A 24,447-nucleotide genomic window follows, 5' to 3' on the forward strand; every position below is an offset into this window, starting at 1 on the left:
TGCGACCGTTCCGGTTGGATCCTCTCCTTTTACGCGAGCGCCCCGCAATGCCCACGGGCTGCCGCAACGGTGCTTCCGCCGCTCGCCAATGAACGGCCGACGCCGCCCGAGCCCGCTTACGGTCGAGCTCTGCCCCCGCGGCCCGGCGCAGCCGTCACGCGCCAAGGCGCGCGCCGTACCGGATCCCTATCTCGACCAGCTTCGAAACGTCGGGTGGCATCGCGGTGACTTCGCGATCGATCGTCGTGAACAGGTTCGCCGCCTGACTGGTGTGACTGGTAATTGACAGCATCTCAACACCGCCGGGGCCGCAGCGGAAGCTGTGAACCGTGCCGGCCGGAACATGAACGAACGAGCCCTTGGTCGCGACCGAGGTAATGCCGTCGTAAGTGATTTCGACGCTGCCGTCGATCACGTAGAATGATTCGTCCCAGTCATGGGCGTGCAGAGGCGGCCCGCTACCTTCCGGACCGTGCTGCAAGGAAGACCTCGTAGACTCGCGTGGTCGCATGGTCGGCAAGGACCGTGACGTTTGCGGGTTTCTCGTTGCTTCCACTTCGACTGCACACACGCAATTATCGCGTTGCTTGCGCCGCATTCCTTCCGCGCAGCCACTCGAGCGCGAGCAGCAGACAGGTGGAGAACACGACCAAAATGGTCGCCAGCGCGGCGATCGTCGGGCTGATGTTCTCGCGAATGCCCGTGAACATCTGACGCGGCAAGGTCGTCTGGTCCGCGCCCGCGAGGAACAACGTGACGACCACTTCATCGAACGAGGTTGCGAACGCGAACAACGCACCCGAGATCACGCCCGGCGCGATCACGGGCAGCGTGATGCTGAAAAACGTCTTCACAGGGTTTGCGCCTAGCGACAGGCTCGCGCGCACGAGGTTGTAGTTGAAGCCCTGCAGCGTGGCCGCGACGGTCGTCACGACGAAGGGCACACCCAGCGACGCATGCGCCATGATCAGCCCGATATAGGTATTGGCGAGGCCCAGCGGCGCAAAGAACAGGTACATGCCGACGCCGACCACCACCACGGGCACGATCATCGGCGAGATCAGGATCGCCATCAGCAGCGCCTTGCCTTTGAAGTTCGCCTTCGTGAGGCCGATCGCCGCAAGCGTGCCGAGCACTGTGGCCAGCACCGTGGCGGACGGCGCGACGATGAAGCTGTTCCTGGCGGCCATCCGCCATTCGTCGGAGGCGATCAGGTTCTGGTACCAGCGCAGCGACCAGCCCGGAATCGGATAGACGAGGAACGTGCTGGACGAAAACGACAGCGGCACGATAGCAAGGACGGGCAGGATCAGATACAGCAGCGTCATCACGGCCATGCCGCGCAACACGAAATACCACACGCGCTCGATCGGCGACGTGTGCGGCGGAAACAGCGGTTCGGCGAATTTCATTCAATAAGCTCCAAACGCGTTCAACCAAGACTCAGTGATGTACGCGTAAAACGCCCGTAGATGATGTACAGCATGATCGTCGCCGCGAGCAGCAGACCGCCGAGCGCGCACGCCATGCCCCAGTTGACCGTCACATTCGTGAAGTAAGCGACGTAATAGCTGATCATCTGGTCGTCGGGTCCGCCAAGGAGCGCCGGCGTGATGTAGTACCCGATCGCAAGGATGAACACGAGCAGCGCGCCCGCGCCGACGCCCGGCCAGGTCTGCGGCACATATACGTGCCAGAACGCCGCGAACGGATGTGAGCCGAGCGAAAGCGCCGCGCTGTGATAGCTGGGCGGAATAGACTTCATCACGCTATACAGCGGCAAAATCATGAACGGCAGCAGAATGTGCGTCATCGAGATATAGACGCCGACCCGATTGAACAGCAACGCCAACGGGTCATGAATCAAACCGGTGCCGAGCAGCGCCTTGTTGACGAGCCCCTCTGTTTGCAGAATCACGATCCACGCGGCGACGCGCACGAGGATCGAGGTCCAGAAAGGAATCAGCACGAGGATCATCACGAGATTCGCGCGCCGTTCGCTCAGCGTCGAGATCCAGTAGGCAAGCGGGTAGCCGAGTAGCAACGCCAACGCCGTCACCGCAAAGCCGATCACGAAGGTGCGGCTGAGGACGGCGAGATAGATCTGCTGATCGGGGTCGGTGGGAATGATGTGACCGAACGCATCCTGCTTGTGATCGAGCGCGGCGAGCAGGTAGAACTGCGAATACGTGCTGCCGTTCTTCGCGATTGCCTGCCAGTACTTCGCGTCGCCCCAGCGTTCGTCCACTTCGAGAATCTTTGCTTTGACCTGCGCGGGCGGCAGCGCGTGGCCCGCGTCGTCGTTCATCGGCATCGCGCGCGCCGTCTTCGCGACGAGCGAGCGATAACCGGGAATTTCCGTATTCAGACGCCGTGCAAGCGCGCCCATCGCTTCACCGTCGGCAACCGCCGTGAGATCGGTGGCGAGCGCAACATAGGTCCCGTCGGATGGCGGGGACTTGCGGTCCCAGTCGCGCAACGCCGTCACGGTATGCGGCAGCGCCGTCGCGATCTCGGGGTTCTGCACAGCGCGCGTGAGCAGCGCGCCGATCGGCAGGACGAAGATCAGCAGCAGAAAAATCGCGAGCGGCGCGATCAGCAGCAGCGCCATCGCGCGCTTCTTCGCTTCCGCAGCCTTCAGTTCGCGCTTGAGTTTGTTGGTCGACTCGGGGGCCGCGTCGGCGGCGATCGTCATCGTTGTCACATCTGTCCCCTGCATTTTGTCCCAACCGCGCGCCGCGTTGAAATGAACGCGCGGGGCTGCACCTCGCTGATGTGGCCTCGTTCCAGAGGCCACACCCATTCAGCCTTCGTCGTCGCGTCGCACTTACTTCGATGCCCACGACGCGAAGCGTTGTTCGAGTTCATCGCCGTGGTCGGTCCAGAAGGTGATGTCCATTTTCAACGCGTTGGTCGCATTCGCTGGCGAGTTGGGCAGCTTCACGAGCGTCTTTGCATCGAGCGACTTGATGGCGGCCTGATTCACCGGCCCGTACGCGATGGTCCTGGCGAAATCACCCTGTGGTTTTGACGACAGCGTAAATGCGATAAATTTTTCCGCCAGTTCCCTGTTCGGGGCACCCTTCGGAATTGCCCACCATTCGACATCGAAAATGTTGCCGTTCCACACGACTTTCAGGTTCTTGCCTTCTTTCTGCGCTGCGTCGATACGTCCGTTGTACACCGTCGACATTGCCACATCACCTGCGACGAGGAACTGCGGCGGCTGCGCACCGGCTTCCCACCACTGGATGTTCGGCTTCAGTTCGGCGAGCTTTCTGAACGCGCGATCCTGGCCTTCCTTTGATGCGAGCACCTTGTAAACATCTTTCGGCGCGACACCGTCAGCCATCAGTGCAATTTCCAGGTTGTAGTGCGCACCCTTGCGCATGCCCCGCTTGCCAGGGAATTTCTTCACGTCCCAGAAGTCGGCCCAGCCCGCCGGCGCCGTCTTCAATTTGTCACCGTTGTAAGCAAGTGCGGTTGACCAGACAAACATGCCAGCGGCGCAGGTCTGCCTCGCATACGGCATCAGGTCACCGCTCTTCGCGATCTTCGACCAGTCGAGTTTTTCATACAAACCTTCATCACAGCCGCGGCCAACATCGCCTGTTTCGGTTTCGACGACGTCCCACGTGACGCGCTTTGCTTCGACCATCGTCTTGATCTTGGCGAGTTCCATGTTGTATTCAACTGGAACGATCTTTGTGCCGGTCTGAGCTTCAAACGGATGGTAAAAGGCGGTCTTCTGGGCATCGCCGTTCGCGCCTCCGGCGTTGGCGACCGTGAGTTCGGCTGCACCGGCCTGGACTGTTGCCAGCGAGAGCGCTAGCGCGGCAATGGTTGGAAAATTTGTCTTCCCGATCTTTCTCATGGCGTGCTCTTCTCCTCGGTGGTGATATGTCGCGTTCAGTCAGAACGTTGTTGCGATGGAATTCATGCAAAGACGCGCAGGTGCTCGGGTTTGAATTCGAGCGCGACGGGCACGCCGGGCGCAAAGGTTTCGAGTGCTTCCGTGCCGAGCGGCACCTTGACGAAGCACTCGTCCTGTTCCGGCAACCCGCAGCGCATGCGCACGTGGTCGCCAAAATAGATGAGACCGCGTGCGCGAGCCGCCAGCGCGTTCCCGCGCGACTTCGACGCGCCCGCCGTGAGTTGCATGCGCTCGGGCCGGATGCACGCGACGGCTGGCGTACCCGCCTTTGCACGACCCATGTGACGCCCGACGAGCCGCGTGCCGTCGGGTAGGTGAAACTGGCAGTAATCGCCATCGACATTCGCGATCGTGCCGCGTAGGCGGTTGCTGTCGCCGATGAAGTTCGCGACGAACTCGTTGCATGGCGACTCATAGAGACTGTCGACGGTATCGAGCTGCTGCACGATGCCCTTATCGAACACGGCGACGCGATCGGACATCGTCAGCGCTTCGCCCTGGTCGTGCGTCACGTAGACGAACGTGACGCCGAGTTTCTCGTGCAGCGATTTGAGTTCGTATTGCATGTGCTCGCGCAACTGTTTGTCGAGCGCGCCGAGTGGCTCGTCCATCAACACGAGCTTGGGCTCGAACACGAGCGCGCGAGCCAGCGCAATGCGCTGCTGCTGGCCGCCCGACAGTTGCGCCGGATAGCGCTGTGCGAAGCCCTCCATGCGCACCATTTTCAACGCGTTGCTCACGCGATACGCGTGTTCGTCGGCGGCAACCTTGCGCACGGTCAGCGGATACCCAACGTTCTGCTCAACCGTGAGATGCGGGAACAGCGCATAGTTCTGAAACACCATGCCGATATTGCGCTTGTGCGGCGGCACGATGTTCAGTAGCTGGCCGTCGAGCCAGATCTCGCCTCCCGTCGGGAACTCGAAGCCCGCAAGCATCATCAGGCAGGTTGTCTTGCCGGAGCCCGACGGTCCGAGCAACGTCAGGAATTCGCCCCGATAGATGTCGAGATCGAGTTGCTTGACGACGAGCGTTTCGCCGTCATAGGTCTTGCGCACGCCGCGAAAACTTACAAGAACACTGTCAGTCTGGCTCATTGATTGGTTGTCCAAAATAAGTGGTCTGTGCTGGACCGCGATGGGTGTCCTGCCTGTCACGTACTGGATGAAGCATCGCCCTTTTCGATGAGGAGCCGATTGTTCGGTGCCTCTTTTTCGAACTTCGCCGCATCGCGAGTCACGTCACGACCGATTCCTGATCGGATGCAACACAGCGTTCAGAAGTCGAAATCGCCGCGCCCAGCGAAAAAGGGTCATCGAGGCCGAGTTGACAGTCGTTGATCTCGTCGTCCGTCGAGGCAAATGTACATCAAACGATTTTTTCCAGGGTAAAAAAAGTGGTCAGCATTTTTACTTATAGTTTAGAAGTCCGGCGGTCTGTGCAACAATGACGATTGCCTGGTATCGACGGGCACAGGGTTGTCCGGCCGGCCTTGCCACGTCACCAAGGGCAGGCGCAGACCCTGTCCGGACAGCTTTTTGTGTCCTCCTGTATCGAATGGTCGAAGGGAGCGATCAATCGTATGACCTATCAGAAGAAAACTCGCGCGATTCCGTCTTCATCTCCCGATGAGGTCGAAAATACGGCGGCAACACCTGTCCTTGGTGACAGGATCCGCGGCTTGCGCAAACGTCGTCAGATGACGCTCATGCAGTTGGCCGACAGCACCAATCTGTCGGCGGGCTATATCAGCCAGCTGGAACGCAACCTTGCTTCGCCGTCGATCGCGGCGTTGGTCAACGTAGCGAAGGCCCTTGGTGTGACCGTGCAGTGGTTTTTTTCAGGCAACACGCCTGTTCCCGCCGCCGAGGAGGGCTTTGTCGTGCGCCGCGGCAACCGCCTGCAGATGCGGTATGAGCAGGGCGTAGTGGACGAGTTGCTGACGGCCCGGATGGACATGCAGCTGGAGATGCTGCATGTGCGCATTCCCCCCGGCGCGGAAAGCCCGAAGAGTTACTCTCACGAGGGAGATGAAGTCGCGTACGTGCAAACCGGGCAGCTGGAAATCTGGATTGGCGACGACAGGCATTTCCTGCTCAGCGAAGGCGACAGTGTCGCCTTTTCGTCCCAGCTTGCACACCGTTACCGCAATCCCGGTGTCGTGGAGACCGTGATCATCTGGGCGATCTCGCCACCGAGTTACTGACGCTCCACGCAACCCGCCCAACAGGGCTTCCTGCCATCGCCCGCCGCCCCGGCGGGTCAGATCCGGACCGGGCAGCGGCCGTCCGTCGTCGCGTCGTACGCCTCCCTCGCTCACATTGCTGGACCGTCTGGCCGCCGGGGCGGCCAGACCCTCATCGCGCCCAGCCCTCTGCTGCCATTGCGCCAGATTACCTCTAAGCCGATTCAACGCGAGCCCATGGTGTCACGCGACCCGGGGAATACTACCTAGTAAAAAAACATTGTTTTTTTTTACTCATGGATAAAAAATGCTCGTGACCCTCCGGATCGTGAGCGATTGGTCGGGACGACTCGTAACAGCACAAAGTGGATGAGGAACCCATGCCTGAAGTCATTCAGTTCAAGCACGACAGGGTGGCGTTTGAGCCATACGGCGACCACGAGACCGGATCGGCTTCGATTGCCCGATTGATTGGTCCGCAGCATAGCCGCACGATGGGGGCGGGCGTGGCACGCTTCGACAATGTCTCGATCGAATGGACCGTGCTCTATGACGAGTTGATCGTCGTGCTGGAGGGCGTGTTCAGGCTTCGGGTCGCCGATAAAGTTTTCGAAGCAATGTCCGGAGAAATCATCTGGATTCCAGAAAATACGCCGCTTCGCTACGAAGGGGAGGGCGCAACCGTGTTCTATGCGCTTGCGCCCGTTGACTGGCAGGAGCGGCAGGCGACGTGACGCGTGTTCGCCGGTACTTGCTTTGAATACTTTCCTTTCGAACGACCAGATTACCTGACCTCACCTCCCCATGAGCGCGACCCTGTTCCCGAAGTTGTTCTCGCCACTGCAGATCCGAGGCGCGACGCTGAAAAACCGGATCATGTCCACTGGACACGACACAACGATGCCGACCGATGGGCGAATCAACGACGCCCTCGTCGCATACCACGAGGCTCGGGCGCGCGGCGGCGCGGGCCTCATCGTGATGCAGGTGGCAGGCGTGCACGAGACGGCCCGCTATACATCGCATCTGCTCATGGCCACGGACGACGACTGCATTCCCGGATACCGGCGCCTTGCCGATGCCGTCCACGCCCACGGCTGCCGGCTGTTCACGCAACTCTTCCATCCCGGGCGTGAACTGATGGAGTCGGCAGACGGCCTGCTCGCGGTGGCTTATGCGCCATCGAGCACACCGAACGAGCGGTTTCATGTGATGCCGCGCGCGCTTACGCACGAGATGATCGGCGAGATCGTCCGGGGATACGGCGACGCGGCGCGCCGCATGAACGAAGCAGGACTCGACGGCGTGGAATTCGTCGCGAGCCACGGTTATCTGCCTTCGCAATTTCTTAACCCGCGGGTCAACCGCCGGACGGATGAATATGGCGGCAGCCTCGACAATCGCCTGCGCTTTCTGCGCGAGGTGCTTGCCGAGATGCGTCGGCAAACGTCAGACTCGTTCGTGATCGGCATGCGCATCAGCGCGGGCGAGCGCGACGCAGAGGGGCTTACGGACGAAGACGCGCTCGAGGCCTGTGCCCGGCTCGAACGGGAACTGGACTACGTGAACATCATCGCGGGCACCTCCGCTTCACTTGGCGGCGCCATTCACATCGTGCCACCGATGTCGTTCAACAACGCCTACGTCGCGCCCGACTCGAAGGCGTTCAAAGAGCGCCTCGCCATTCCGGTATTCGTCGGCGGGCGTATCAATCAGCCGCATGAGGCCGAAGCTGTCATCGTGAACGGTCAGGCCGACGTGTGCGGGATGACGCGCGCGCTGATCTGTGACCCATTGATGCCGGCCAAAGCGCAGGCGGGCAGGACCGACGACATTCGGGCATGTATCGCATGCAATCAGGCTTGTATTGGGCACTTCCATCGTGGCTATCCGATTTCGTGCATTCAGCACCCGGAGACAGGGCGGGAATTGACCTACGGGGAGATGCGACCCGCCGCGCAGCGCCGGAAGGTCATGGTCGTCGGCGGCGGCCCGGCTGGCATGAAGGCGGCGGCCACCGCGGCGCAGCGGGGCCATGACGTGACGCTCTATGAGGCGGCCAGCCAGCCGGGCGGCCAGGCACTGCTCGCGCAGTTGCTGCCGCGTCGCAGCGAATTCGGCGGGATCGTCACGAATCTGACGCGTGAACTCGAACTGTCGGGAGCGCGCGTGGTCACGAATACGCGCGTCGACGAGACGCTGATCCGGTCCGGGAAGCCCGACGTGATCATCCTCGCGACGGGCGCAAAGCCCTATGTGCCCGAGTTCGAACATGGGGGTGGCATTCAGGTCGTCGATGCCTGGCAGATCCTGCGGGGCGAGGTCAAGGTCGGCCATCGTGCTTTGGTGGTGGACTGGCGCTGTGACTGGATCGGACCCGGCATCGCCGAAATGCTGACGCGCGCAGGGTCGGACGTGCAGCTCGCCGTCAATGGCACCCATGCGGGCGAGACTCTGCCGCTGTATGTGCGTGACAACGTGGCAGCCGGACTCCATCGCCAACGGATCACGGTTATTCCGTATGCACGACTCTATGGCTGTGACGGCGACACCGTATTCATGCAACACACAACCAGCGATGAGGCGATCATTTTCGACAATATCGATACGCTCGTGCTATGCCATGGCCATCAACCCGACAACACACTCGAGACCGCATTGCGGTCGTGGATCGATGCAGAACGGGATGCGTCGCCTATGGAACTGATTGCGATTGGTGATTGCATGGCGCCTCGTACCGCCGAAGAGGCCGTCTATGAAGGCCTGAGGGCCGCGTGGCAAATTTAGGAAAGTAAAGATGATGAAGATTCTCGTAGCCGTCAAGCGAGTGGTCGATTACAACGTGAAGGTCCGTGTGAAGTCGGACAACACGGATGTCGACATTGCCAATGTGAAGATGTCGATGAATGCGCGATCCAGCATCTGGCAGGCAAGCCGGTAGAGTCTAAATCGCCGGACTGGCGAGGCTGGTGGGTCTGACTAATGAGCCAAGGAATAAGGCAAGCCAACGCTTCATGGGAATCACCGTGAGTCGTCTGGTGCCGGGCCGGTTCGACCGAGACCGACATTCATGCTTTTCAGCTGGCCGCTTGCCGATTCGACCAGCGCTGTTCGAATCTTGACGCGGGTTGCTTCGTCAGAGATATAGCTCGCGAGCTCGTCTGCCGCGAGTGCAATGAGTGCATCGCGTTTTTCCGGCTGCAGTTGCTGCCAGGCCCCCCATGGACTGACCGGAACCCGCCTTCCGCCAATGATCATCCAGCCGCCCGCGTCATAGGCGACACCACCGAGAAGCGTCCCGACAAGTGCCTGCAACGGTAAGGACCACCAGCTCGGGCCGCCCGAAATGGGCGACAACATGAAAGCCGTCGTGGTGCCGTACAGCGTCCCCCTTCCGATGATTTGCCCGCTGTTATTGATATCGACCGCATCGTCCAGATGCCATCCAGGCTCCGCAACCAGCTTGTCCAGAAGCGTAGTTCTCCCGTTCTGATAGAGGTACGCTGCTTCGCGAAATCCGTTGTTGAATGATAGGGGCGACGTTGTCGGTGTTGTGGAACCGGCCATTCAATCAGCAAGGGCGAAGTGTGGATTGTCGAGTTGTAAACGGCGCGCCGGGATGTGAACTTCCCGGCCGATCCCACATTATTTGGCCGGCCCTGATTGCTGACGTAGCCGACTGCGCATCATGGCAATCACCGGAGGGATAGCGTGCGGCGTATTTTTCACTAGAGGCGTCGTGTAGACCTGCTGGTCTCCTGCATTAAGACGCTGTAGCAGGAAGTTGGCCTGTGTGGAGCTCGAGCCGATCATGTCTCCGTTGTTGTTCAAGTCGGAGATCAAAAACAGGTCTTGTCCCGCTGGAAGATTGACGACCAGATTAGCCAGATTCAGGCGTACGCCTGGACCAGGCACAACGTAACTGACGTTCAATCCAAAGAATTCCGTGATGACGATCAGGTTGTTGTCATTGAAGAGCAGCCGATTGCTTCCGTCGGTCTCCACAAAGTAGCTATAAAAGACGCCATTGGGCCCCCACACCCCGATGCGCTCATGGTAAGGAAGTCCCGGAGTAAACGAGTAGCCGAGAACATTGCCCGCCTGGTTAATAGCCTGACCCCAGGCAAGCGTTTCACTTGGATCCCCCGGGAACGGATTGAGGATCATGGCGTTGCCGTTGCGTGGGTCGAGTCGGAAGCCCCGAGCTCCATTGTAGAGGCCAGGACCTTCAGTTCCCTCAATAATTCCGTTGTTGTTTATGCACCTGCAGACTCCAAAAAGCGTAAAGAAGGGATTCTCAATGTTCGGACCGAAGTTGATCGGTGTTGCCGTGCCGTTGCGGTAAAGCTCATAGGTCGTATTGCCTGAAGCATCGGATGACGCCACCAGAGCGGTGTCGTTATCGTTCAGTGCAAGGACAGAGGCAAACTGCTCTCCAGGCAGCGGCGGAATGAGCTTGACCTGGCCTCCCTTGAATATAGCGGCGCGAAAGATGAAATTGACGGGGTCGACCAGGATGGAACCGCCAATAGTGCCGCTTGCGTTGACCGGACCGGCGAAACTGCCAGGCGGAACCTGCGGAAGAACGGTCAGCGTCCCGTCCTCGATGTAGGCGAATTCAGTGTTGCTGCACGTGGCATCACAGAGGGTGACGTAAACCCGACCGTTATTCAGGATCGCGCTGGGATAAAGCTGGGTAAATCCAGCCGGCAGCGCGATCTGGTCCAGTGAGACATAACGATAGCGAATTTGCTGCGCGTGGGCTTCTACGAGCCAAAAACTGAGGATTAGCGCCAGAATCCAACCGAAGCCACATCTATAAAAGTATGGTTTGAGTTGCACCTTTAGCGAGATGGAACACATGTTAGTTCTCCTGCTAATGTGTCGGTTCTATGTCACGAAGAAGCGGCATGACAGATGGCCGTCAGTAGCCTGACGTCCTCATCCTGGCGTTTGTAGCCGATATCGGGCATCCCGATGGAGCCCGGGCTGAATATGTCTGAATGGACGCGCGATTGTGATGCACTTATGGCTTGCTGCGGATATTCCCATTCCCGTTTTTGAAGGCGTTGCTGGGATCATCGATCGAACGCACAGGCAAGGTGCATGCACGGAAATCGTCATCGCGCGGCAATCGTGCATTAAAAACATAGGCGATTAGCAGACAGAAAGCAAAGCGGCGCACTTGACTTTGCTAACCACACGCCGGACGTTAGATGTTGGTGAGGTTGATTGTGCCCAGGCTGCTCGTGGCATGAAATGAGGGTGGTCAAGTTGATCTGTTGCGCCCACGATCGAAATGCACGGCAACTACGGTAGCTTGGCGCCCCCCAATAGTGGGGCATGTTTGCCAACGAAAATCCCGGGTATTTCCGGACTGTGAGCATCGCCATGGCTACTGCGAACCATCTCTCCAAATTGTCCGCGTTCGAGATGCAGCGCGCTCAGGCGAGGCCGCTCATCAGCTCGCTTCGGATCGCCAATGCGCTCATAGATATAGCGTTCTACGGCGTCGCTGCTTTTCGTCGAGCGATGAAAGGCGATGGTTTGGACGTGACCATCCACAACCCCACCGATTTCTGCGCGCGGTTTGCTCGCGCACTTCAAGTGATCGACCTAAGCGCGTTAGCAAACCCAGAGGGTGCCATCGTTATCGTTGACGCCACCGTGCTGGCGTTTGATCTCGGCTTTTCCGATGCGACCGGATTCTGCCGCGCATTTAAACATTGGACCGGCAGTAGCCCTTCTGACTATCGCAAGGGCACCCGTCAGGGCGAGTGACGAGAAAGCGCTTTCTGACCGCTCCACGGTCAAGCCCTCGCGGCATGCAGCTCCGCCCGCAAGCGCAGGAGCGGCGCGCGGATCAGTCGGACGACGTCCGCGCACCGCTTATATCCGGTCGTACGGATCCAATCGACCATCGACCCCATCGCCCTCAGAGGCCACGCGCAAGCCAGCTGTCCACCGAAGTTACGCCAGGAACCGAAGCCGCGGTGCGCTCGGCCAGCGCGACCTGATCGTGTTCGGGCACCCATCCGAGCAGCGTGACTTTGCCTCCTCTGGCAAAAACAAATACGTGTGAGGTGCTGACGCCAGCGTGCGCGAAGCTGACGCGTACGCTATGTGCGAGTTGCGGGTCGCTTGCACTCGAGTCGGTCTGCGCCTGGACGACCGGGACGATCGCGCCGGAAATCAGGAATACGAGCGTGGCAGTGATGATCGCTTTCACGATACCTCCTTGCAGTGGCAAAGATGCCGGGAACTCCGGCAAATGATCTTCCGGTCCCGGTCAACGCGAGCGTGAAGCCGCGATGCCGTTGCCCGGCGCTAAATGTGCTCGTGGGTGCTGGTGCATTGCGTTCGGACGGGACGTCGCGCGAGCGACGTGGCGGGGAACTGCGGGAGTCGAGGCGCTGGATACGGCGTCGCGCGATATTGCAAGGCCGGAAAGATCGCGGAACAGATTGACGAGCCCGCGCTCAATGTGCTTACCGGCAAAACTCAACTCAGTGCCCGGCAGGGTATACCTTGATGATAGTCGCTATTTCCCGCGCCTGCCGATGACAGCGCTGCCAGGCGACGGCGAAAGCTGCAGGCGCAACGGCCAAATAAATTTCTGTCGTTCGTTGCAAGTTCACAACATCCGAGCACTGCGTTTGAAAGCGCTGTCAAGCGTCACTTCGCCGGAGTAGCACGGATGTTCGACGCATTTCCCGCACCGCGCATATTTTTCCCCACGGAGCGAAATGGATTTGCCGGGCATATGACCATCACGCGATGGTCACAAAGCAGGCGCCTACTTCGGGACCGCTCGACACGCAAGCGTTAGCGGTAACATCGTTTTCCCTGGCCGGTCCGCTCGATACACGGGGCATGGGCATCCCTATAATCGCCTCGAAATGTGATTCGAAACATTTCTGTGAGGCAGCCTGGTAGGGAACGTGTAGAGCGCACGCGACCTGCGCGGTTTGGAGACGCCAAAATATATATAGGATCCCTAATGAAGAAAAAGCTTATTGCATTGTCGGTGATGGCAGCTGCGACGACGATGGCACACGCGCAGAGCAGCGTCACCCTGTACGGCCGTATCGACAACGGCGTCCAGTATGAAACCGGTCTGCCGGGCGGTAGCAGGTTCTCGGCACAGAGCGGCGACTGGGGTTGCTCATGGTTCGGCCTGCTCGGCTCCGAAGACCTGGGCAACGGCACGAAGGCGGTCTTCCAGCTGGAAGGCCAGCTCAACACGATGACGGGCGCTTCGGCGGGCAACCTGTTTGGCCGTCACGCCACCGTGGGCTTCACCAATGACCGTTTCGGTCTGTTCAAGATCGGTAATCTCGGCGCCGGCGAACTTGCGCAGGATAGCTGGGGCACGGACCCGCAGCTGATGCAGCGTTACGCAATCTCGACGCTGGTGCGCGGTCGCAACTGGACGAGCACCAGCAATGGCGCGGAATACAACACGCCGGTGCTGTTCGGCGGCCTCGTGTTCAAGGGCCAGTATTCGCTGACCAACAACACGAGCTGGAACTCGGCGCCGGTCAACGCGCAGGGCGTGCCGACCGGCCAGGGCCGTACGAATGCGGTTGAAGGCATCTATACGTGGGGCAGCGGCGACTTCCGCGTGATCTATGACGAAGTCCGTGGCGCAAACGGTTCGTTCAACAACGTTTATTCGGCCTCGCGCTCGATTCTGGCTGGCGGCACCTATGTGATCGGTCCTGTGAAGCTGTACGCGGGCTACCAGCACCTGAGCGCACCTTCCGCCACCAACGCGAGCATGGGCGTGACCAATGCTTCGCAGCCGGCAGGCGTGAGCGCGCCGACCACGGTGGACCACGAGTGGTTCGGCGCCGCCTGGCAGGTGAACGATGCGTCGGCGATTACCGCCGCGGTCTTCCACGCGAATGCGAACCACGGCAACGGCAACGCCACGCTGTACACGCTCGGCACGACGTACAACCTGTCCAAGCGTACGTTCCTCTACGCGGAAGCCGGTTACGTGCACAACAGCTCGACGTCGAACATCAACCTCGGCAACGGTCCGTACGGCAACAACAATTTCAACGCGGCAACGGGCGCGTCGTCGAACGACAACCCGAACTACGGTCACAGCCAGACCGGCGTCTTCACGGGCATCATGCATATGTTCTGATTTGAGTGTGTCTGAAGTGTAGTGGTTGCGATCTGTTTGTATTTGGTACTGCTTAATTCTCTCCTATAGAGAGGCCGGTGCGATCTCTCCTCCACCCTGGTCGCACCGGCTGCTTTTTCCGCGTTTTGCCCGCGATTCATTCGCGCATTTTTAGTTACTTCGAATTCGTATCCGGAATCGCTTTTCTTTCTGTGTTTGAAAGCGATTCAAAAATTGTTCAGGCGGAGTTCATGAGCGAAGACACCAACGAAGCACCCGGCGCGCCCAATGTCCCGAGCGGTCCCACTGCGGGGCCCAACGTGACGCTCGAGGAAATCGCGCGCGCAGCCGGGGTGTCGCCGAGCACGGTGTCGCGCATCCTGAATGGTTCCGCGCGCGTGCTTCCCGAAAAGCAGCGCGCAGTGGAAGAGGCCATTGCACGGTTCAACTATCGGCCCAACGTGCTGGCGCGCAGTCTTGCGAGCGGCAGGACCGAAACGATCGGCGTGCTCACGCAGGCGGTGTCGAGCCCGTTCTACGCCGAGTGGCTGCGCGGTATCGAAGACGCGCTTGCCGAGCCGGGCTTCACGCCGATCTTCGTTAGCAGCCGCTGGAACGTGGTCGACGAAAAAGCGCGCCTCGAAGAGTTCATCGCGCGCCGCGTCGACGGCATCATCCTGCTGCACGCCCAACTCGATGAAGCAACGCTTGCCGGCTACTCGCGCTACGCGCCGATGCTCGTGCTTGGCCGCTCCGTGCAAAACGGCATGACGCTGGCAGGCCTGCCAATCGACAATCTCCAGGGCGCACGCGACGCGACCCGCCATCTGATCGAACAGGGTCACCGCGAAATTGCCTTCATCGCGGGTCCAAGCAGCCACGAGGATGCCATCGAGCGCCTCGACGGCTATCGCATCGCGCTGGAAGAAGCCGGCATTGGCTTCGACGCCGATCTGGTCGAGCAGGGCGACTATCTCGAGACGGGCGGCCTGGCCGCCATGGAGCGCCTGATGGCGCGCAGGCCGATGTTCACCGCCGTGTTCTGCGCGAACGACCAGACCGCGTACGGCGCACGTCTTGCGATGTTCCGCCGTGGCGTGCGCGTGCCCGAGGACGTTTCGCTGGTGGGCTTCGACGATCTGCCGACGTCTTCGTATATGACACCGCCTTTGACGACGGTGCGTCAGCCGACTTATGAAATTGGCCGCCTTGCCGCGCAGGGCATCGTCCAGATGATCCGCAAACAGCCCGTTGCGCTCAGTCCGATTCCACTCACGCTAGTGACGCGGGAAACCACGCGTCGAATCGGGGCATCGTTGAGCCCGGGAGATGAGCATAGATAGCTGTCGCGTCCCTGGCGGGCGATTTTTTTTAGTCAGACATGAAAGCGCTTTCAAACAAAAGCAAGTCCTGATCCGGGACCGGCAAGCAATACAACAGGGGAAGTAGCAAGAAGCAGCAGAGGAGCAATTGAACGTCACTCACGAACGTATCAACAGGAGACGAGTAATGAAATTCCGTTTTACAGGCGCTGCCGCAGCCGTTCTGCTCAGCCTCGCAGCAGCAGGTGCTCAAGCCAACACCACGTTGTCGGTCGCGGTATTTCCGAAGCTGGATCAGGAGATCAAGGACGCGATTCCCGCGTGGAAGAAGCTTCATCCCGACGTTGACATCAAGGTGTCGTCGCTCGCGATCGCCGATCACCACAACGCCATGACCACCGCGCTCGCCACGAGTTCGGACTTGCCCGACGTGATGGCCGTCGAAGTCGGCTTCATCGGCCGCTTCGCAGCGGGCGGCGGTCTCGAAGACCTGTCGAAGCCACCGTATAGCGCGGGTCAGTACAAGAGCCAGTTCATCAACTACACGTTTGCGCAGGCCACCACGCAAGATGGCGCGATCGTCGGCATGCCGGGCGACATCGGCCCGGGCACGCTGTTCTATCGCAAGGATATTCTCGACAAGGCGGGTGTGACCGAAGCCGATCTGACCAAATCGTGGGACTCGTATCTCGCGGCCGGCCAGAAGATCAAAAAGGCTACGGGCGCGTACCTGATGGCATCGTCGCGCGATATCGAGGATATCTATATTCGTGCCGACCTGAAGGAAGGCGATGGCGTGTACTTCGACAAGAAGGGCAATCCGGTCGTCACGTCGCCGCGTTTCGTGAAGGCCTTCGAGCTTGCGAAGAAGGCGCGCGATCTCGGCCTCGACGCGAAGATCACGCCGTGGTCGAACGAATGGGCCGAGAGCTTCAAGCGCGGCACGGTCGCGACGCAAATGATGGGCGCATGGCTCGGCGGCCACCTCTCTTCGTGGATCGCGCCGGACACCAAGGGACTCTGGCGCGCGACGAATCTCCCCGGTGGCGCGTACGCATCCTTCGGGGGCACGTTCTGGTCGATTCCGGTGAAGGCTACGCAAAAGCCGATGGCGTGGGAGTTCATCAGGTTCCTGACGACGCGCCCGGACACGCAGCTCGCTTCGTTCCGCTCGATCGACGCCTTCCCGGCGCTGCTTTCCGCGCAGAACGATTCGTTCTTCGCCCAGCCCGTGGCGTTCCTCGGCGACGAAAAGGCTCGTCTGATCTGGCGCGATGCGGCTTCGCACATCCCGGCGATCCAGCGCAGCAAGTATGACCAGGTTGCCGAAGAGGCGGTCCACTCGGCGCTCGACAAGGTGGTCGACAGCAACGAGGACATCCACACGGCGCTGCAGGAAGCACAGGATCAGATCGCGCATCGGATCCGCCGTTAAGCGGTTGTGATGAAACGGCGCGGACACGCCCGCGCCCGCCCGCTGCAACAGCGTGGCCGTGCATCTTGCCCGGCCACGCCCGAATGGACGGAACTATTGATGAACTCTCCTCTGCCCACAACTGAACAGGTATCTCGGGAAGCGCGCATGAGCGACACGCTCGTCCCGCTCACCGTACCTCGCGGAAAAAGGCGGCTCGATCCGGTCAAGATCGCGCCGTACGTGTTCCTCGCACCGTTTTTCCTGCTGTTCGCCGTGTTCCTCGCATTCCCACTGCTGTTCTCGCTGTACCTCTCGTTCCAGAGCTGGGACGCGACGGCGGGACTGGCGAGCATGAAGTGGGTGGGACTGTCGAACTTCACGTTCACGCTGACCGACCCGTGGTACTGGAAATCGCTCTACAACACCGCGTCGATGGCGGTCATGTCGGGCGTTCCCCAGCACCTCATCGCGCTGCCGCTCGCCTTCTTTCTGCAAACCGCGTTTCGCCGCTGGCGCAATTTCGTCGTCGGCCTGTATTTCCTGCCCTTCATCACGTCGAGCGTGGCGATCGCATTGATCTTCTCGTCGCTCTATTCGACCGACTTCGGCATGATCAATCTCGCCATTGCCGAAATCGGCAAGATTCCGGGGCTGCACTGGATCGTGCCTTCGAAGCCTGTCGAGTGGCTGTACAACCCGGCCAACGTGAAACCAGCTGTCTCGGTCGTGGTGTTCTGGCGTTACGTGGGTTGGAATACGGTGCTCTATTTGTCGGCATTGCAGACCATTCCAAAGGACATTTACGAGGCGGCCCGCATTGACGGCGCGAACGGCTGGCAGCAGTTCACACGCATCACGATTCCGCTTCTCAAGCCAATGATCTTTTTCGCGGTGACGCTCTCGATCATCGGCGGCCTGCAACTCTTCGAAGAGCCGTTCATCCTGCTCCCGAACGAAGGCATGGGAACGAGCCAGTCCGGCTTGACCACGGCTGTCTATATGTATCGCACGGCATTCCACGACGGCGACTTCGGCACGGCCAGTTCCATTGCGTGGCTGCTCTTTATCACGATTTCCGCGCTGATGTGGCTCAACACGCGCATTTTCCACCGCAGCGGCATGAAAGAGGAGGCACAGCGATGAAGCTGTCGAACAACAAAGCTCGCTATACCGGCTACGCCATCGTTCTGGCCGGCGCCGCGCTGATGTTCGCGCCGTTCTGGTTCATGTTCGTCTTCGCCACGCACACGAGTTCCGAGATTTTCTCGATGCCGCCGCCGCTTTGGTTCGGCAACGCGTTTCTCGACAACATGGCGTCGCTCATGCATCACATTCCGTTCTGGCGCAATCTTGGCTGGAGCTTCTACACCGCCACGATTCAGACCTTGCTGACGCTGCTCGTCACCTCGATGGCCGGCTACGCGTTCGCGATGTACGAGTTCCGTTTCAAGAAGACGCTCTTTGCCGTTGCACTCACGGCCATGCTGGTGCCGCCGTTTCTCAGCATGATTCCGACCTTCATGACGATGAACCTGCTCGGCTGGATCAACGAACCGCGTGCGCTGTACGTGCCCGGTGCGGCCGCTGCGCTCGGCGTGTTCCTGATGCGCCAGTACATTGCCGCTGCCATTCCGACCGACCTGATCGAGGCGGCGCGCATCGACGGCTGCGGCGAGTTCCGCATCTACTGGAGCATCGTGCTGCCGCTGCTCGGCCCGGCGCTGGGCACGCTTGGGCTCATCAGCTTCATTCAGGCGTGGAACAACTTTCTCTCGGCGCTCGTCGTGCTGCGTTCGCCTTCGATGTACACGCTGCCTCTCGCGCTGCGCATTTTGCAAAGCCCGACCAATTCGGACTGGGGCGCGGTGATGGCGGGGTCCGCGGTCGCTGTGCTGCCCTTGCTGGTGCTGTTCGCTTTCACTTCGCGGCGCTTGATCGACGGTTTGACGACCGGCGCTGTGAAGGCCTGAGTTTCTCTTCTTTCAATTGCCGCCCAGTTGCGAAAGCGCTGGCGTGGCTAATCAGGATACCAAATTATGTCGAAATTTCGATTCAAGGAAGACTTCGTCTGGGGCGTTGCCACCAGCTCGTACCAGATCGAAGGTGCAGCGCATGAGGATGGCCGTGGCGAGTCGATCTGGGACACGTTCTGCCGGGTGCCGGGCAAGGTCGTGAAAGGCGAGAGCGGTGATGTGGCGTGCGATCACTACCATCGTTTCGAAGAAGATCTCGATCTGATGGCCGAGCTAGGCGTCAATGCCTATCGTTTCTCGATTGCATGGCCGCGCGTTCAACCCGATGGACGCGGTGCCTTCAACGAAAAAGGCATCGCGTTCTACGAACGTCTGGTAGACGGTTTGCTCAAGCGCGGCATCCAGCCGTTCGCGACGCTGTATCACTGGGACCTGCCGCAAGCGCTGCAGGCGGAACAAAACGGTTGGGAGAGCCGCGACACGGCTTATCGTTTCGCGGACTACGCACGCAAGATCGGCGCCGTGCTGGGCGACCGCGTGGCGTCGATCGCCACGCACAACGAGCCCTGGTGCACCGCGTGGCTCGGCAATGCAACGGGCTATTTCGCACCGGGCAACGCGGACCTGAAGAAAGCGGCCCACGTGGCCCATCATCTGCTGCTCTCGCACGGCCTCGCCGTGCAGGCGCTGCGCGCCGACGGCGTAAAGGCGCCGCTTGGAATCGTGCTCAACCAGTCACCGGCGCATGGCGCGACCGATGCGCCGGAGGACCTGGCCGCTGCGTCGCTCGAATATGCGAAGTTCGTGCGCTGGTACATGGACCCGATCTTCAAGGGTGAATATCCGGACGAAGCGCTCCAGTGGTATGGCGCGAACGGCCCGCAAGAGGTGATCCGCGAAGGCGACTTCGACATCATCGGCACGCCGCTGGACTTCCTCGGCATCAACTATTACACGCGCATTTTCGCGAGCGCTTGCGGCGAAAAGCGTCCGCCGGACGTTCACGGTTTCACGGACATGGACTGGGAAATCTACCCGGAAGGCCTGACCGAACTGCTCACGAAGCTGAATGCCGAGTACGAGCTGCCGCCGATCTTCATCACCGAGAACGGCTGCGCGTCGAAGGACGTGCTCGAAAACGGCCGCGTGCAGGATACCGAACGCATCCGCTTCTACGATCTGCACCTCGCCGCACTGTCCGAGGCGGCGCAAAAGGGTGTCGATGTGGCCGGCTATTTCGCATGGAGCCTGCTCGATAACTTCGAATGGGCGTCCGGTTACGACAAGCGTTTCGGCATGGTGTACGTCGATTACGAGACCCAGCGGCGCACGCTGAAGGACAGCGCGCACTGGTATAGCGAGGTCATCGCGGAGCATGCCGGCGCCGAGGCTTCGCGCTGACGCGCTCACGCACAAAGGCGCACCGTAACCCGCGTGAGGAACGCCGCAGCAGGGCGACCGCACGGCAACCTCGCGCGGGACTGCAAGCAATAGCACTAAGGAGGACGTATCAATGGGCGAACTCGTATTGCGTAACGTCGTCAAGACGTACGGCGAAGGTCCGCAGATCATTCAGGGCATCGACCTGCACATTCCGGACGGTCAGTTCACGGTTTTCGTTGGACCTTCCGGTTGCGGGAAGTCGACCATGCTACGCATGATCGCCGGGCTCGAGGAGGTGAGCGGCGGTGACATCCTGATCGACGGCATCCGCGTCAACGATCTGCAGCCTGTGGATCGCGGCGTGTCGATGGTGTTCCAGAGCTATGCGCTGTATCCGCATATGACGGTTGCGCAAAACATGGGCTTTTCGCTGAAGCTCTCGGGCAAGTCGAAGCGCGAAGTGAGCGAGGTGGTGGGGCGTGCCGCCGAGATCCTGCAAATCACGCACCTGCTCGATCGCAAGCCCAAGGCGCTTTCCGGCGGTCAGCGGCAACGCGTGGCGATCGGCCGTGCGATCGTGCGCAAGCCACGCGTGTTCCTGTTCGACGAACCGCTCTCGAATCTCGATGCGGCGTTGCGCGTGCAGATGCGCATCGAACTCGCGAAACTGCACCGCGAACTGGGTACGACGATGATTTACGTCACGCACGATCAGGTCGAGGCGATGACGCTGGGCGAGCAGATCGTCGTGTTCAACAAGGGCAAGATCGAGCAGACGGGCGCGCCGCTCGACTTGTATGACCGGCCTGCGAACCGCTTCGTAGGCGGCTTTATCGGCTCCCCGCAGATGAACATGCTCGCCGCAACAGTCGTGGCGCACAACGGTGTGCAGACGGTGCTGGCGCTCGCGGGCGTGAGCCACCGCATCGCGCTGACGGGCCGTCCGGATCGCGCGCTCAACGGCGAACTGACGCTAGGCGTGCGCGCCGAACATCTGAGCGTCGGGCCCGTGGACGAAGGCATCGCCGCTCGCGTGGAACTGGTCGAGCATCTGGGCGATGTCTCCATCCTGCACGCGCGGCTCGATGGCATGGCGCACGCCATTGCGCTCAAGCTCGACAAGAAGGACGCGCAGTACGAGCCCGGCGAACGTATTGGCATCAAGGTGCCGTCGTCGTCGGTCACGCTGTTCGACGCGAAGGGCGAAGCGGTGGTGTTCGAGCACCGCGCAGTCGGGGAGAACGTTCGAGCCGTCGTTTGATGGGCCCGATCGCGAAGGGGGAGCGTGCGATGGCGAACAAGGGGTGGACGAAGGACGATTGCGGATCCGCTGGGAAGGCAGGGTCCGCGAACGGCCCGGCGCCGGACGGCGCGATTGCCGCAGCGGACTGGGAGCGTTGCGCTGCTGGGCCCGCGCGGCAAGCGGATGGCAGGGGCGATGGAGAAGTACGGCAAAAACTGCGCGTGCCACTGCACGCGTGCATCGTGCATTTCGACGCCGAGCCTACGTCGGAGCCACCTGTTCTGGATTACCCGGAGCCGCACGCCTGACTAACGCAAATGGGGTACGGCAGGAAATTATGTTCGTCGCGAACGGGGCTTATGAATTTTGTTACCGTCCGTCTAACGTTAGGCGCAACGGCGCTACCCTTCGAGCAGTTCGCCCCATTCTCGTGCCTTGCGGGACGGGCTGCGGGGCGGGATTCGACCGGGTGCCCGGCAATTCGTCGAGCCTGGGTAAACCCCGCATGGCGGCACCGGCAGGCTGCATTTAACATCAAATAACGTTAAGGGTAACGTTATTGTGTTAGTGCTTAATCGGCGGCGCGCAGCGAAAGCAACCCTCCTTGCGGCAGCGACCGGAGCGCCGCGCGGGCCGAACACCGCCATGTAGGCACTCCGCCGGCACTCAACAGACCCGGTTGTCATGCCCCGCGAACCGGCCGACGATCAGCCGGACCGCACACGGGCCTCACAAAATGTAGCAATTATATGAAAGCGCATGGACCGCCGGGGTATCTTCGGACGAAAGATGTTACCGGTAAAAACCCGTACTGCTGAATGCATACGCCACTTGAGTGATTCAGCGGCGCTGGCGTTCCGGGCGCGTTTCAGGCAGCAAACCGTTGGACAAGGTAAGCCAAAGAACCATCTGGCCGCGAAGCGAAAAATTGGTTGTGCACGCAACGACCAGATGCAATAAGATTCCGTTTGATTTTTGATGGGTGGAGAGCGTCATGGAAAAGCGAGTATCGAAGGCCATTTTCAAGTCCCGGGCGTGCGAGCTGTTCCGCCAGGTCGAAACACTGGGCGAAACGGTCATCGTGACGGACCGGGGGCAACCCACCATTGAGATCCGACCCTACCGTAGCAAGGACGAGAATCCGCTCGAATTGCTGCGTGCGTCGATCACGCATTTCAATTTCAAGCATGCGCTTGCACGGGTAGCGGCTGAGCAGGAAGAGTAATGATCACGCTGGACACGCTTGCACTGGTGTGCTGGCTCGGCAGGCAAAAAGCGCTGAGTCAGGCTGCACACGATGCGATCGACCGGGAGCTGGACGGCGGCGAGATTCTCATCTCGGCGATCAGCGCGCTCGAAATCGCGGAGTTCGTGAAGGCCGGCAGCCTCGGGCTCTCAATGGACGCGCGAAGCTGGCTCTCCACCTTTTTGAAACTGGACGGTGTGCGCCTGATTCCAGTCGATCTGGAAATTGCGTTCAGAGCGGCAACGTTGCCGCCGGTGCTCACGTCGCATCAAAGGCTGATCGTCGCGACGGCCCGCACGCATGGCGGCGCGCTCGTGACCTCCGACGCGAAGGTGCGCGCTTCGACTTACGTCGAAACGATCTGGTGACGTGAGCGGCGGTGACGCGTCTTGACCGGCCCGGTCGAGTCGCGCACCACCAGCTCCGCCGGCAGTGTGATGCGCTGCGAGGCGGCGTCGATGCCGGCGATTTGCGCGAGCAGCGTATTGACCGCGGAGCGCGCCATTTGCTGGAACGGCTGACGAATGGTAGTGAGTGCAGGATGAAACTGCTCGGACATGGGAATGTCGTCGAAACCGATCACGGAAATGTCGTCGGGCACGCGCAGGCCCGCTTCCCTGATTGCGGCGATCACGCCGAATGCGCTTTGGTCGTTGGCCGTGAATATTGCGGTGGGCGGGTCGGCGAGATTGAGCAGGTCGAACGTGACGTCGAACGCCATCATTTGCGAAAGATCGCCCGCGGCCACCAGCGCGTCTTCGCGGGGGAGGCCGAGCCGGGCCAGCGTGTCGCGATAGCCGCGTTGACGGTCGCGCACGCCTTCGATCGTTTCGTCGCCCGCGAGAAACGCGATGCGTTTGTGGCCGAGTTCCGCGAGATGCTCGACCGCGAGACAGGCGCCGCCGTAATTGTCGACCGACACCGACGGAAAGCCCGTGAGCGTGCCGCGTTGATCGACTACCACCACCGGGACCTTGGCCGTGGCGAGCGCTTCGAGGCAGAGCGATTCGCGCGGCAGGATGGCGAGAATGCCGTCCGAGAATTGCTGGATCAAGCCGAGCAGGTCGTGATGCGTATGGCGGTCTTCGTCGAACACGGTGTACACCAGCATTTCCATGCCCGCGCCGCGCGCCGCACGGCCCGCGCCGAGCACCAGCTCACTCGAGAACTGCGTGTCGAGCGTGGGCGTGATGATGCCGATGATGCCGTTGCGTCCGCCGGAAAGTTTTTGCGCGGTGCGGTTGACGACGTAACCGATGTCCGAAGCGATTCGCAGCACCTCGTCGCGCGTCTCGCGGGATACGCCCGGGCGTCCGTTGAGCGCGCGCGACGCGGTCATCTGCGATACCCCCGCAAGCTTGGCGACGTGCTCAAGCGTGGGAGTTTGCCTTGCCATGCGTGGTGTGGGCTTACGAGAAGTCATGTCTGCGAGGGCTCGAATGACGTTAGCGATACCGTTTACATGCCGGCTATTCTATCAGAAGCGCGTTCGTTCGACCGCCTGAGAGCGAGCCGACTTTGCGCGTGACGCAAGCTCCGGCGCGGTGCGCACCAGGAAAATCCCGCATAGCCGGAGTTCAGATGCGGGATTAACATCACTTAACGTTAAG

General features: G+C 60.6%; 23 protein-coding genes and 1 pseudogene. 14 read left to right on the top strand and 10 right to left on the bottom strand.

What is annotated here, in order from left to right; translation table 11 throughout:
• Nucleotides 1-154: 154 nt before the first annotated feature.
• From BMI01S_RS17120 to BMI01S_RS17140, 5 genes are all read right to left on the bottom strand, one after another.
• A complete protein-coding gene (locus BMI01S_RS17120; protein WP_244145245.1) occupies nucleotides 155-481 on the bottom strand; it encodes a cupin domain-containing protein in 327 nt (108 codons plus the stop codon).
• Nucleotides 482-575: 94 nt separating this feature from the next.
• The gene (locus BMI01S_RS17125) at nucleotides 576-1,412 is read right to left on the bottom strand and encodes an ABC transporter permease (protein WP_028231182.1); all 837 of its coding nucleotides are present in this window, start codon (nucleotides 1,410-1,412) and stop codon (nucleotides 576-578) included.
• Between the two features lie 20 nt (nucleotides 1,413-1,432).
• Complete coding sequence (locus BMI01S_RS17130) at nucleotides 1,433-2,695, bottom strand: ABC transporter permease (protein ID WP_028231183.1); 1,263 nt, start codon at nucleotides 2,693-2,695, stop codon at nucleotides 1,433-1,435.
• 132 nt (nucleotides 2,696-2,827) lie between these two features.
• On the bottom strand, nucleotides 2,828-3,874 hold the full coding sequence (locus BMI01S_RS17135; protein WP_028231184.1) for an ABC transporter substrate-binding protein: 1,047 nt from the start codon (nucleotides 3,872-3,874) through the stop codon (nucleotides 2,828-2,830).
• A gap of 62 nt (nucleotides 3,875-3,936) precedes the next feature.
• Nucleotides 3,937-5,031, bottom strand: a complete 1,095-nt coding sequence (locus BMI01S_RS17140; protein WP_028231185.1) for an ABC transporter ATP-binding protein — start codon at nucleotides 5,029-5,031, stop codon at nucleotides 3,937-3,939.
• Nucleotides 5,032-5,516: 485 nt separating this feature from the next.
• On the opposite strand from BMI01S_RS17140, the gene BMI01S_RS17145 reads away from it, so the two are divergent.
• The 4 genes and pseudogenes from BMI01S_RS17145 to BMI01S_RS40860 form a co-directional block, all read left to right on the top strand.
• On the top strand, nucleotides 5,517-6,140 hold the full coding sequence (locus tag BMI01S_RS17145; protein ID WP_028231186.1) for a helix-turn-helix domain-containing protein: 624 nt from the start codon (nucleotides 5,517-5,519) through the stop codon (nucleotides 6,138-6,140).
• 359 nt (nucleotides 6,141-6,499) lie between these two features.
• Nucleotides 6,500-6,853: an ethanolamine utilization protein EutQ gene (locus BMI01S_RS17150; protein ID WP_028231187.1), complete on the top strand. Its 354-nt coding sequence runs from the start codon at nucleotides 6,500-6,502 to the stop codon at nucleotides 6,851-6,853.
• A 70-nt stretch (nucleotides 6,854-6,923) separates the two neighbouring features.
• The gene (locus tag BMI01S_RS17155) at nucleotides 6,924-8,906 is read left to right on the top strand and encodes an oxidoreductase (protein WP_028231188.1); all 1,983 of its coding nucleotides are present in this window, start codon (nucleotides 6,924-6,926) and stop codon (nucleotides 8,904-8,906) included.
• Nucleotides 8,907-8,919: 13 nt separating this feature from the next.
• Nucleotides 8,920-9,027, top strand: a pseudogene (locus BMI01S_RS40860) (electron transfer flavoprotein subunit beta/FixA family protein); the annotation flags it as partial.
• 113 nt (nucleotides 9,028-9,140) lie between these two features.
• Here the strand turns inward: BMI01S_RS40860 and BMI01S_RS17160 are convergent.
• Together BMI01S_RS17160 and BMI01S_RS17165 are read right to left on the bottom strand one after the other, a co-directional pair.
• Nucleotides 9,141-9,686: a hypothetical protein gene (locus BMI01S_RS17160; RefSeq protein WP_028231189.1), complete on the bottom strand. Its 546-nt coding sequence runs from the start codon at nucleotides 9,684-9,686 to the stop codon at nucleotides 9,141-9,143.
• A gap of 78 nt (nucleotides 9,687-9,764) precedes the next feature.
• On the bottom strand, nucleotides 9,765-10,982 hold the full coding sequence (locus BMI01S_RS17165; RefSeq protein WP_028231190.1) for a hypothetical protein: 1,218 nt from the start codon (nucleotides 10,980-10,982) through the stop codon (nucleotides 9,765-9,767).
• A gap of 480 nt (nucleotides 10,983-11,462) precedes the next feature.
• On the opposite strand from BMI01S_RS17165, the gene BMI01S_RS43035 reads away from it, so the two are divergent.
• On the top strand, nucleotides 11,463-11,900 hold the full coding sequence (locus tag BMI01S_RS43035) for a helix-turn-helix domain-containing protein (RefSeq protein WP_028231191.1): 438 nt from the start codon (nucleotides 11,463-11,465) through the stop codon (nucleotides 11,898-11,900).
• A 154-nt stretch (nucleotides 11,901-12,054) separates the two neighbouring features.
• Here BMI01S_RS43035 and BMI01S_RS17175 read toward each other — a convergent pair whose 3' ends face one another.
• Nucleotides 12,055-12,348, bottom strand: coding sequence for a BON domain-containing protein (locus BMI01S_RS17175; RefSeq protein WP_028212329.1), 294 nt, complete (start codon nucleotides 12,346-12,348; stop codon nucleotides 12,055-12,057).
• Between the two features lie 771 nt (nucleotides 12,349-13,119).
• On the opposite strand from BMI01S_RS17175, the gene BMI01S_RS17180 reads away from it, so the two are divergent.
• The 7 genes from BMI01S_RS17180 (at nucleotide 13,120) to BMI01S_RS17210 (ending at nucleotide 21,609) form a co-directional block, all read left to right on the top strand.
• Nucleotides 13,120-14,274, top strand: coding sequence for a porin (locus tag BMI01S_RS17180; protein ID WP_028212330.1), 1,155 nt, complete (start codon nucleotides 13,120-13,122; stop codon nucleotides 14,272-14,274).
• Nucleotides 14,275-14,504: 230 nt separating this feature from the next.
• A complete protein-coding gene (locus tag BMI01S_RS17185) occupies nucleotides 14,505-15,596 on the top strand; it encodes a LacI family DNA-binding transcriptional regulator (protein ID WP_028212331.1) in 1,092 nt (363 codons plus the stop codon).
• A 166-nt stretch (nucleotides 15,597-15,762) separates the two neighbouring features.
• Entirely contained in the window at nucleotides 15,763-17,010 is a 1,248-nt protein-coding gene (locus tag BMI01S_RS17190) for an ABC transporter substrate-binding protein (protein ID WP_028212332.1), read from the top strand.
• A 147-nt stretch (nucleotides 17,011-17,157) separates the two neighbouring features.
• Nucleotides 17,158-18,135, top strand: coding sequence for a carbohydrate ABC transporter permease (locus tag BMI01S_RS17195; RefSeq protein ID WP_244145247.1), 978 nt, complete (start codon nucleotides 17,158-17,160; stop codon nucleotides 18,133-18,135).
• On the top strand, nucleotides 18,132-18,962 hold the full coding sequence (locus BMI01S_RS17200; protein ID WP_028212334.1) for a carbohydrate ABC transporter permease: 831 nt from the start codon (nucleotides 18,132-18,134) through the stop codon (nucleotides 18,960-18,962). The genes BMI01S_RS17195 and BMI01S_RS17200 overlap by 4 nt, the downstream gene beginning before the upstream one ends.
• A gap of 66 nt (nucleotides 18,963-19,028) precedes the next feature.
• Entirely contained in the window at nucleotides 19,029-20,366 is a 1,338-nt protein-coding gene (locus tag BMI01S_RS17205) for a GH1 family beta-glucosidase (protein ID WP_028231193.1), read from the top strand.
• A 112-nt stretch (nucleotides 20,367-20,478) separates the two neighbouring features.
• On the top strand, nucleotides 20,479-21,609 hold the full coding sequence (locus BMI01S_RS17210; RefSeq protein ID WP_028212336.1) for an ABC transporter ATP-binding protein: 1,131 nt from the start codon (nucleotides 20,479-20,481) through the stop codon (nucleotides 21,607-21,609).
• A gap of 822 nt (nucleotides 21,610-22,431) precedes the next feature.
• On the opposite strand, the gene BMI01S_RS41960 is transcribed toward BMI01S_RS17210, so the two are convergent.
• The gene (locus BMI01S_RS41960) at nucleotides 22,432-22,587 is read right to left on the bottom strand and encodes a hypothetical protein (RefSeq protein ID WP_162175028.1); all 156 of its coding nucleotides are present in this window, start codon (nucleotides 22,585-22,587) and stop codon (nucleotides 22,432-22,434) included.
• On the opposite strand from BMI01S_RS41960, the gene BMI01S_RS17220 reads away from it, so the two are divergent.
• The gene (locus BMI01S_RS17220; protein WP_028212338.1) at nucleotides 22,586-22,816 is read left to right on the top strand and encodes a type II toxin-antitoxin system Phd/YefM family antitoxin; all 231 of its coding nucleotides are present in this window, start codon (nucleotides 22,586-22,588) and stop codon (nucleotides 22,814-22,816) included. The two genes, BMI01S_RS41960 and BMI01S_RS17220, sit on opposite strands and share 2 nt — an antisense overlap.
• Nucleotides 22,816-23,205, top strand: a complete 390-nt coding sequence (locus BMI01S_RS17225) for a type II toxin-antitoxin system VapC family toxin (RefSeq protein WP_028231194.1) — start codon at nucleotides 22,816-22,818, stop codon at nucleotides 23,203-23,205. Before BMI01S_RS17220 ends, BMI01S_RS17225 begins: the two co-directional genes overlap by 1 nt.
• Here BMI01S_RS17225 and BMI01S_RS17230 read toward each other — a convergent pair.
• Nucleotides 23,184-24,233 (bottom strand): LacI family DNA-binding transcriptional regulator, encoded by a 1,050-nt coding sequence (locus tag BMI01S_RS17230; RefSeq protein WP_028231195.1) that lies wholly within the window; start codon nucleotides 24,231-24,233, stop codon nucleotides 23,184-23,186. The two genes, BMI01S_RS17225 and BMI01S_RS17230, sit on opposite strands and share 22 nt — an antisense overlap.
• Nucleotides 24,234-24,447: the final 214 nt, after the last annotated feature.

Origin of the sequence: Paraburkholderia mimosarum LMG 23256 = NBRC 106338, from assembly GCF_000739815.1 — a bacterium.
Classification (GTDB): Bacteria; Pseudomonadota; Gammaproteobacteria; order Burkholderiales; family Burkholderiaceae; genus Paraburkholderia; species Paraburkholderia mimosarum.

Bases quoted from the DNA above. Each gene is read 5' to 3' on its own strand.
- BMI01S_RS17125 (WP_028231182.1), bottom strand. From the start codon at position 1,412: ATGAAATTCGCCGAACCGCTGTTTCCGCCGCACACGTCGCCGATCGAG.
- BMI01S_RS17130 (WP_028231183.1), bottom strand. From the start codon at position 2,695: ATGACGATCGCCGCCGACGCGGCCCCCGAGTCGACCAACAAACTCAAG.
- BMI01S_RS17135 (WP_028231184.1), bottom strand. From the start codon at position 3,874: ATGAGAAAGATCGGGAAGACAAATTTTCCAACCATTGCCGCGCTAGCG.
- BMI01S_RS17140 (WP_028231185.1), bottom strand. From the start codon at position 5,031: ATGAGCCAGACTGACAGTGTTCTTGTAAGTTTTCGCGGCGTGCGCAAG.
- BMI01S_RS17145 (WP_028231186.1), top strand. From the start codon at position 5,517: ATGACCTATCAGAAGAAAACTCGCGCGATTCCGTCTTCATCTCCCGAT.
- BMI01S_RS17150 (WP_028231187.1), top strand. From the start codon at position 6,500: ATGCCTGAAGTCATTCAGTTCAAGCACGACAGGGTGGCGTTTGAGCCA.
- BMI01S_RS17155 (WP_028231188.1), top strand. From the start codon at position 6,924: ATGAGCGCGACCCTGTTCCCGAAGTTGTTCTCGCCACTGCAGATCCGA.
- BMI01S_RS17160 (WP_028231189.1), bottom strand. From the start codon at position 9,686: ATGGCCGGTTCCACAACACCGACAACGTCGCCCCTATCATTCAACAAC.
- BMI01S_RS17165 (WP_028231190.1), bottom strand. From the start codon at position 10,982: ATGTGTTCCATCTCGCTAAAGGTGCAACTCAAACCATACTTTTATAGA.
- BMI01S_RS43035 (WP_028231191.1), top strand. From the start codon at position 11,463: ATGTTTGCCAACGAAAATCCCGGGTATTTCCGGACTGTGAGCATCGCC.
- BMI01S_RS17180 (WP_028212330.1), top strand. From the start codon at position 13,120: ATGAAGAAAAAGCTTATTGCATTGTCGGTGATGGCAGCTGCGACGACG.
- BMI01S_RS17185 (WP_028212331.1), top strand. From the start codon at position 14,505: ATGAGCGAAGACACCAACGAAGCACCCGGCGCGCCCAATGTCCCGAGC.
- BMI01S_RS17190 (WP_028212332.1), top strand. From the start codon at position 15,763: ATGAAATTCCGTTTTACAGGCGCTGCCGCAGCCGTTCTGCTCAGCCTC.
- BMI01S_RS17195 (WP_244145247.1), top strand. From the start codon at position 17,158: ATGAGCGACACGCTCGTCCCGCTCACCGTACCTCGCGGAAAAAGGCGG.
- BMI01S_RS17200 (WP_028212334.1), top strand. From the start codon at position 18,132: ATGAAGCTGTCGAACAACAAAGCTCGCTATACCGGCTACGCCATCGTT.
- BMI01S_RS17205 (WP_028231193.1), top strand. From the start codon at position 19,029: ATGTCGAAATTTCGATTCAAGGAAGACTTCGTCTGGGGCGTTGCCACC.
- BMI01S_RS17210 (WP_028212336.1), top strand. From the start codon at position 20,479: ATGGGCGAACTCGTATTGCGTAACGTCGTCAAGACGTACGGCGAAGGT.
- BMI01S_RS17220 (WP_028212338.1), top strand. From the start codon at position 22,586: ATGGAAAAGCGAGTATCGAAGGCCATTTTCAAGTCCCGGGCGTGCGAG.
- BMI01S_RS41960 (WP_162175028.1), bottom strand. From the start codon at position 22,587: ATGACGCTCTCCACCCATCAAAAATCAAACGGAATCTTATTGCATCTG.
- BMI01S_RS17225 (WP_028231194.1), top strand. From the start codon at position 22,816: ATGATCACGCTGGACACGCTTGCACTGGTGTGCTGGCTCGGCAGGCAA.
- BMI01S_RS17230 (WP_028231195.1), bottom strand. From the start codon at position 24,233: ATGGCAAGGCAAACTCCCACGCTTGAGCACGTCGCCAAGCTTGCGGGG.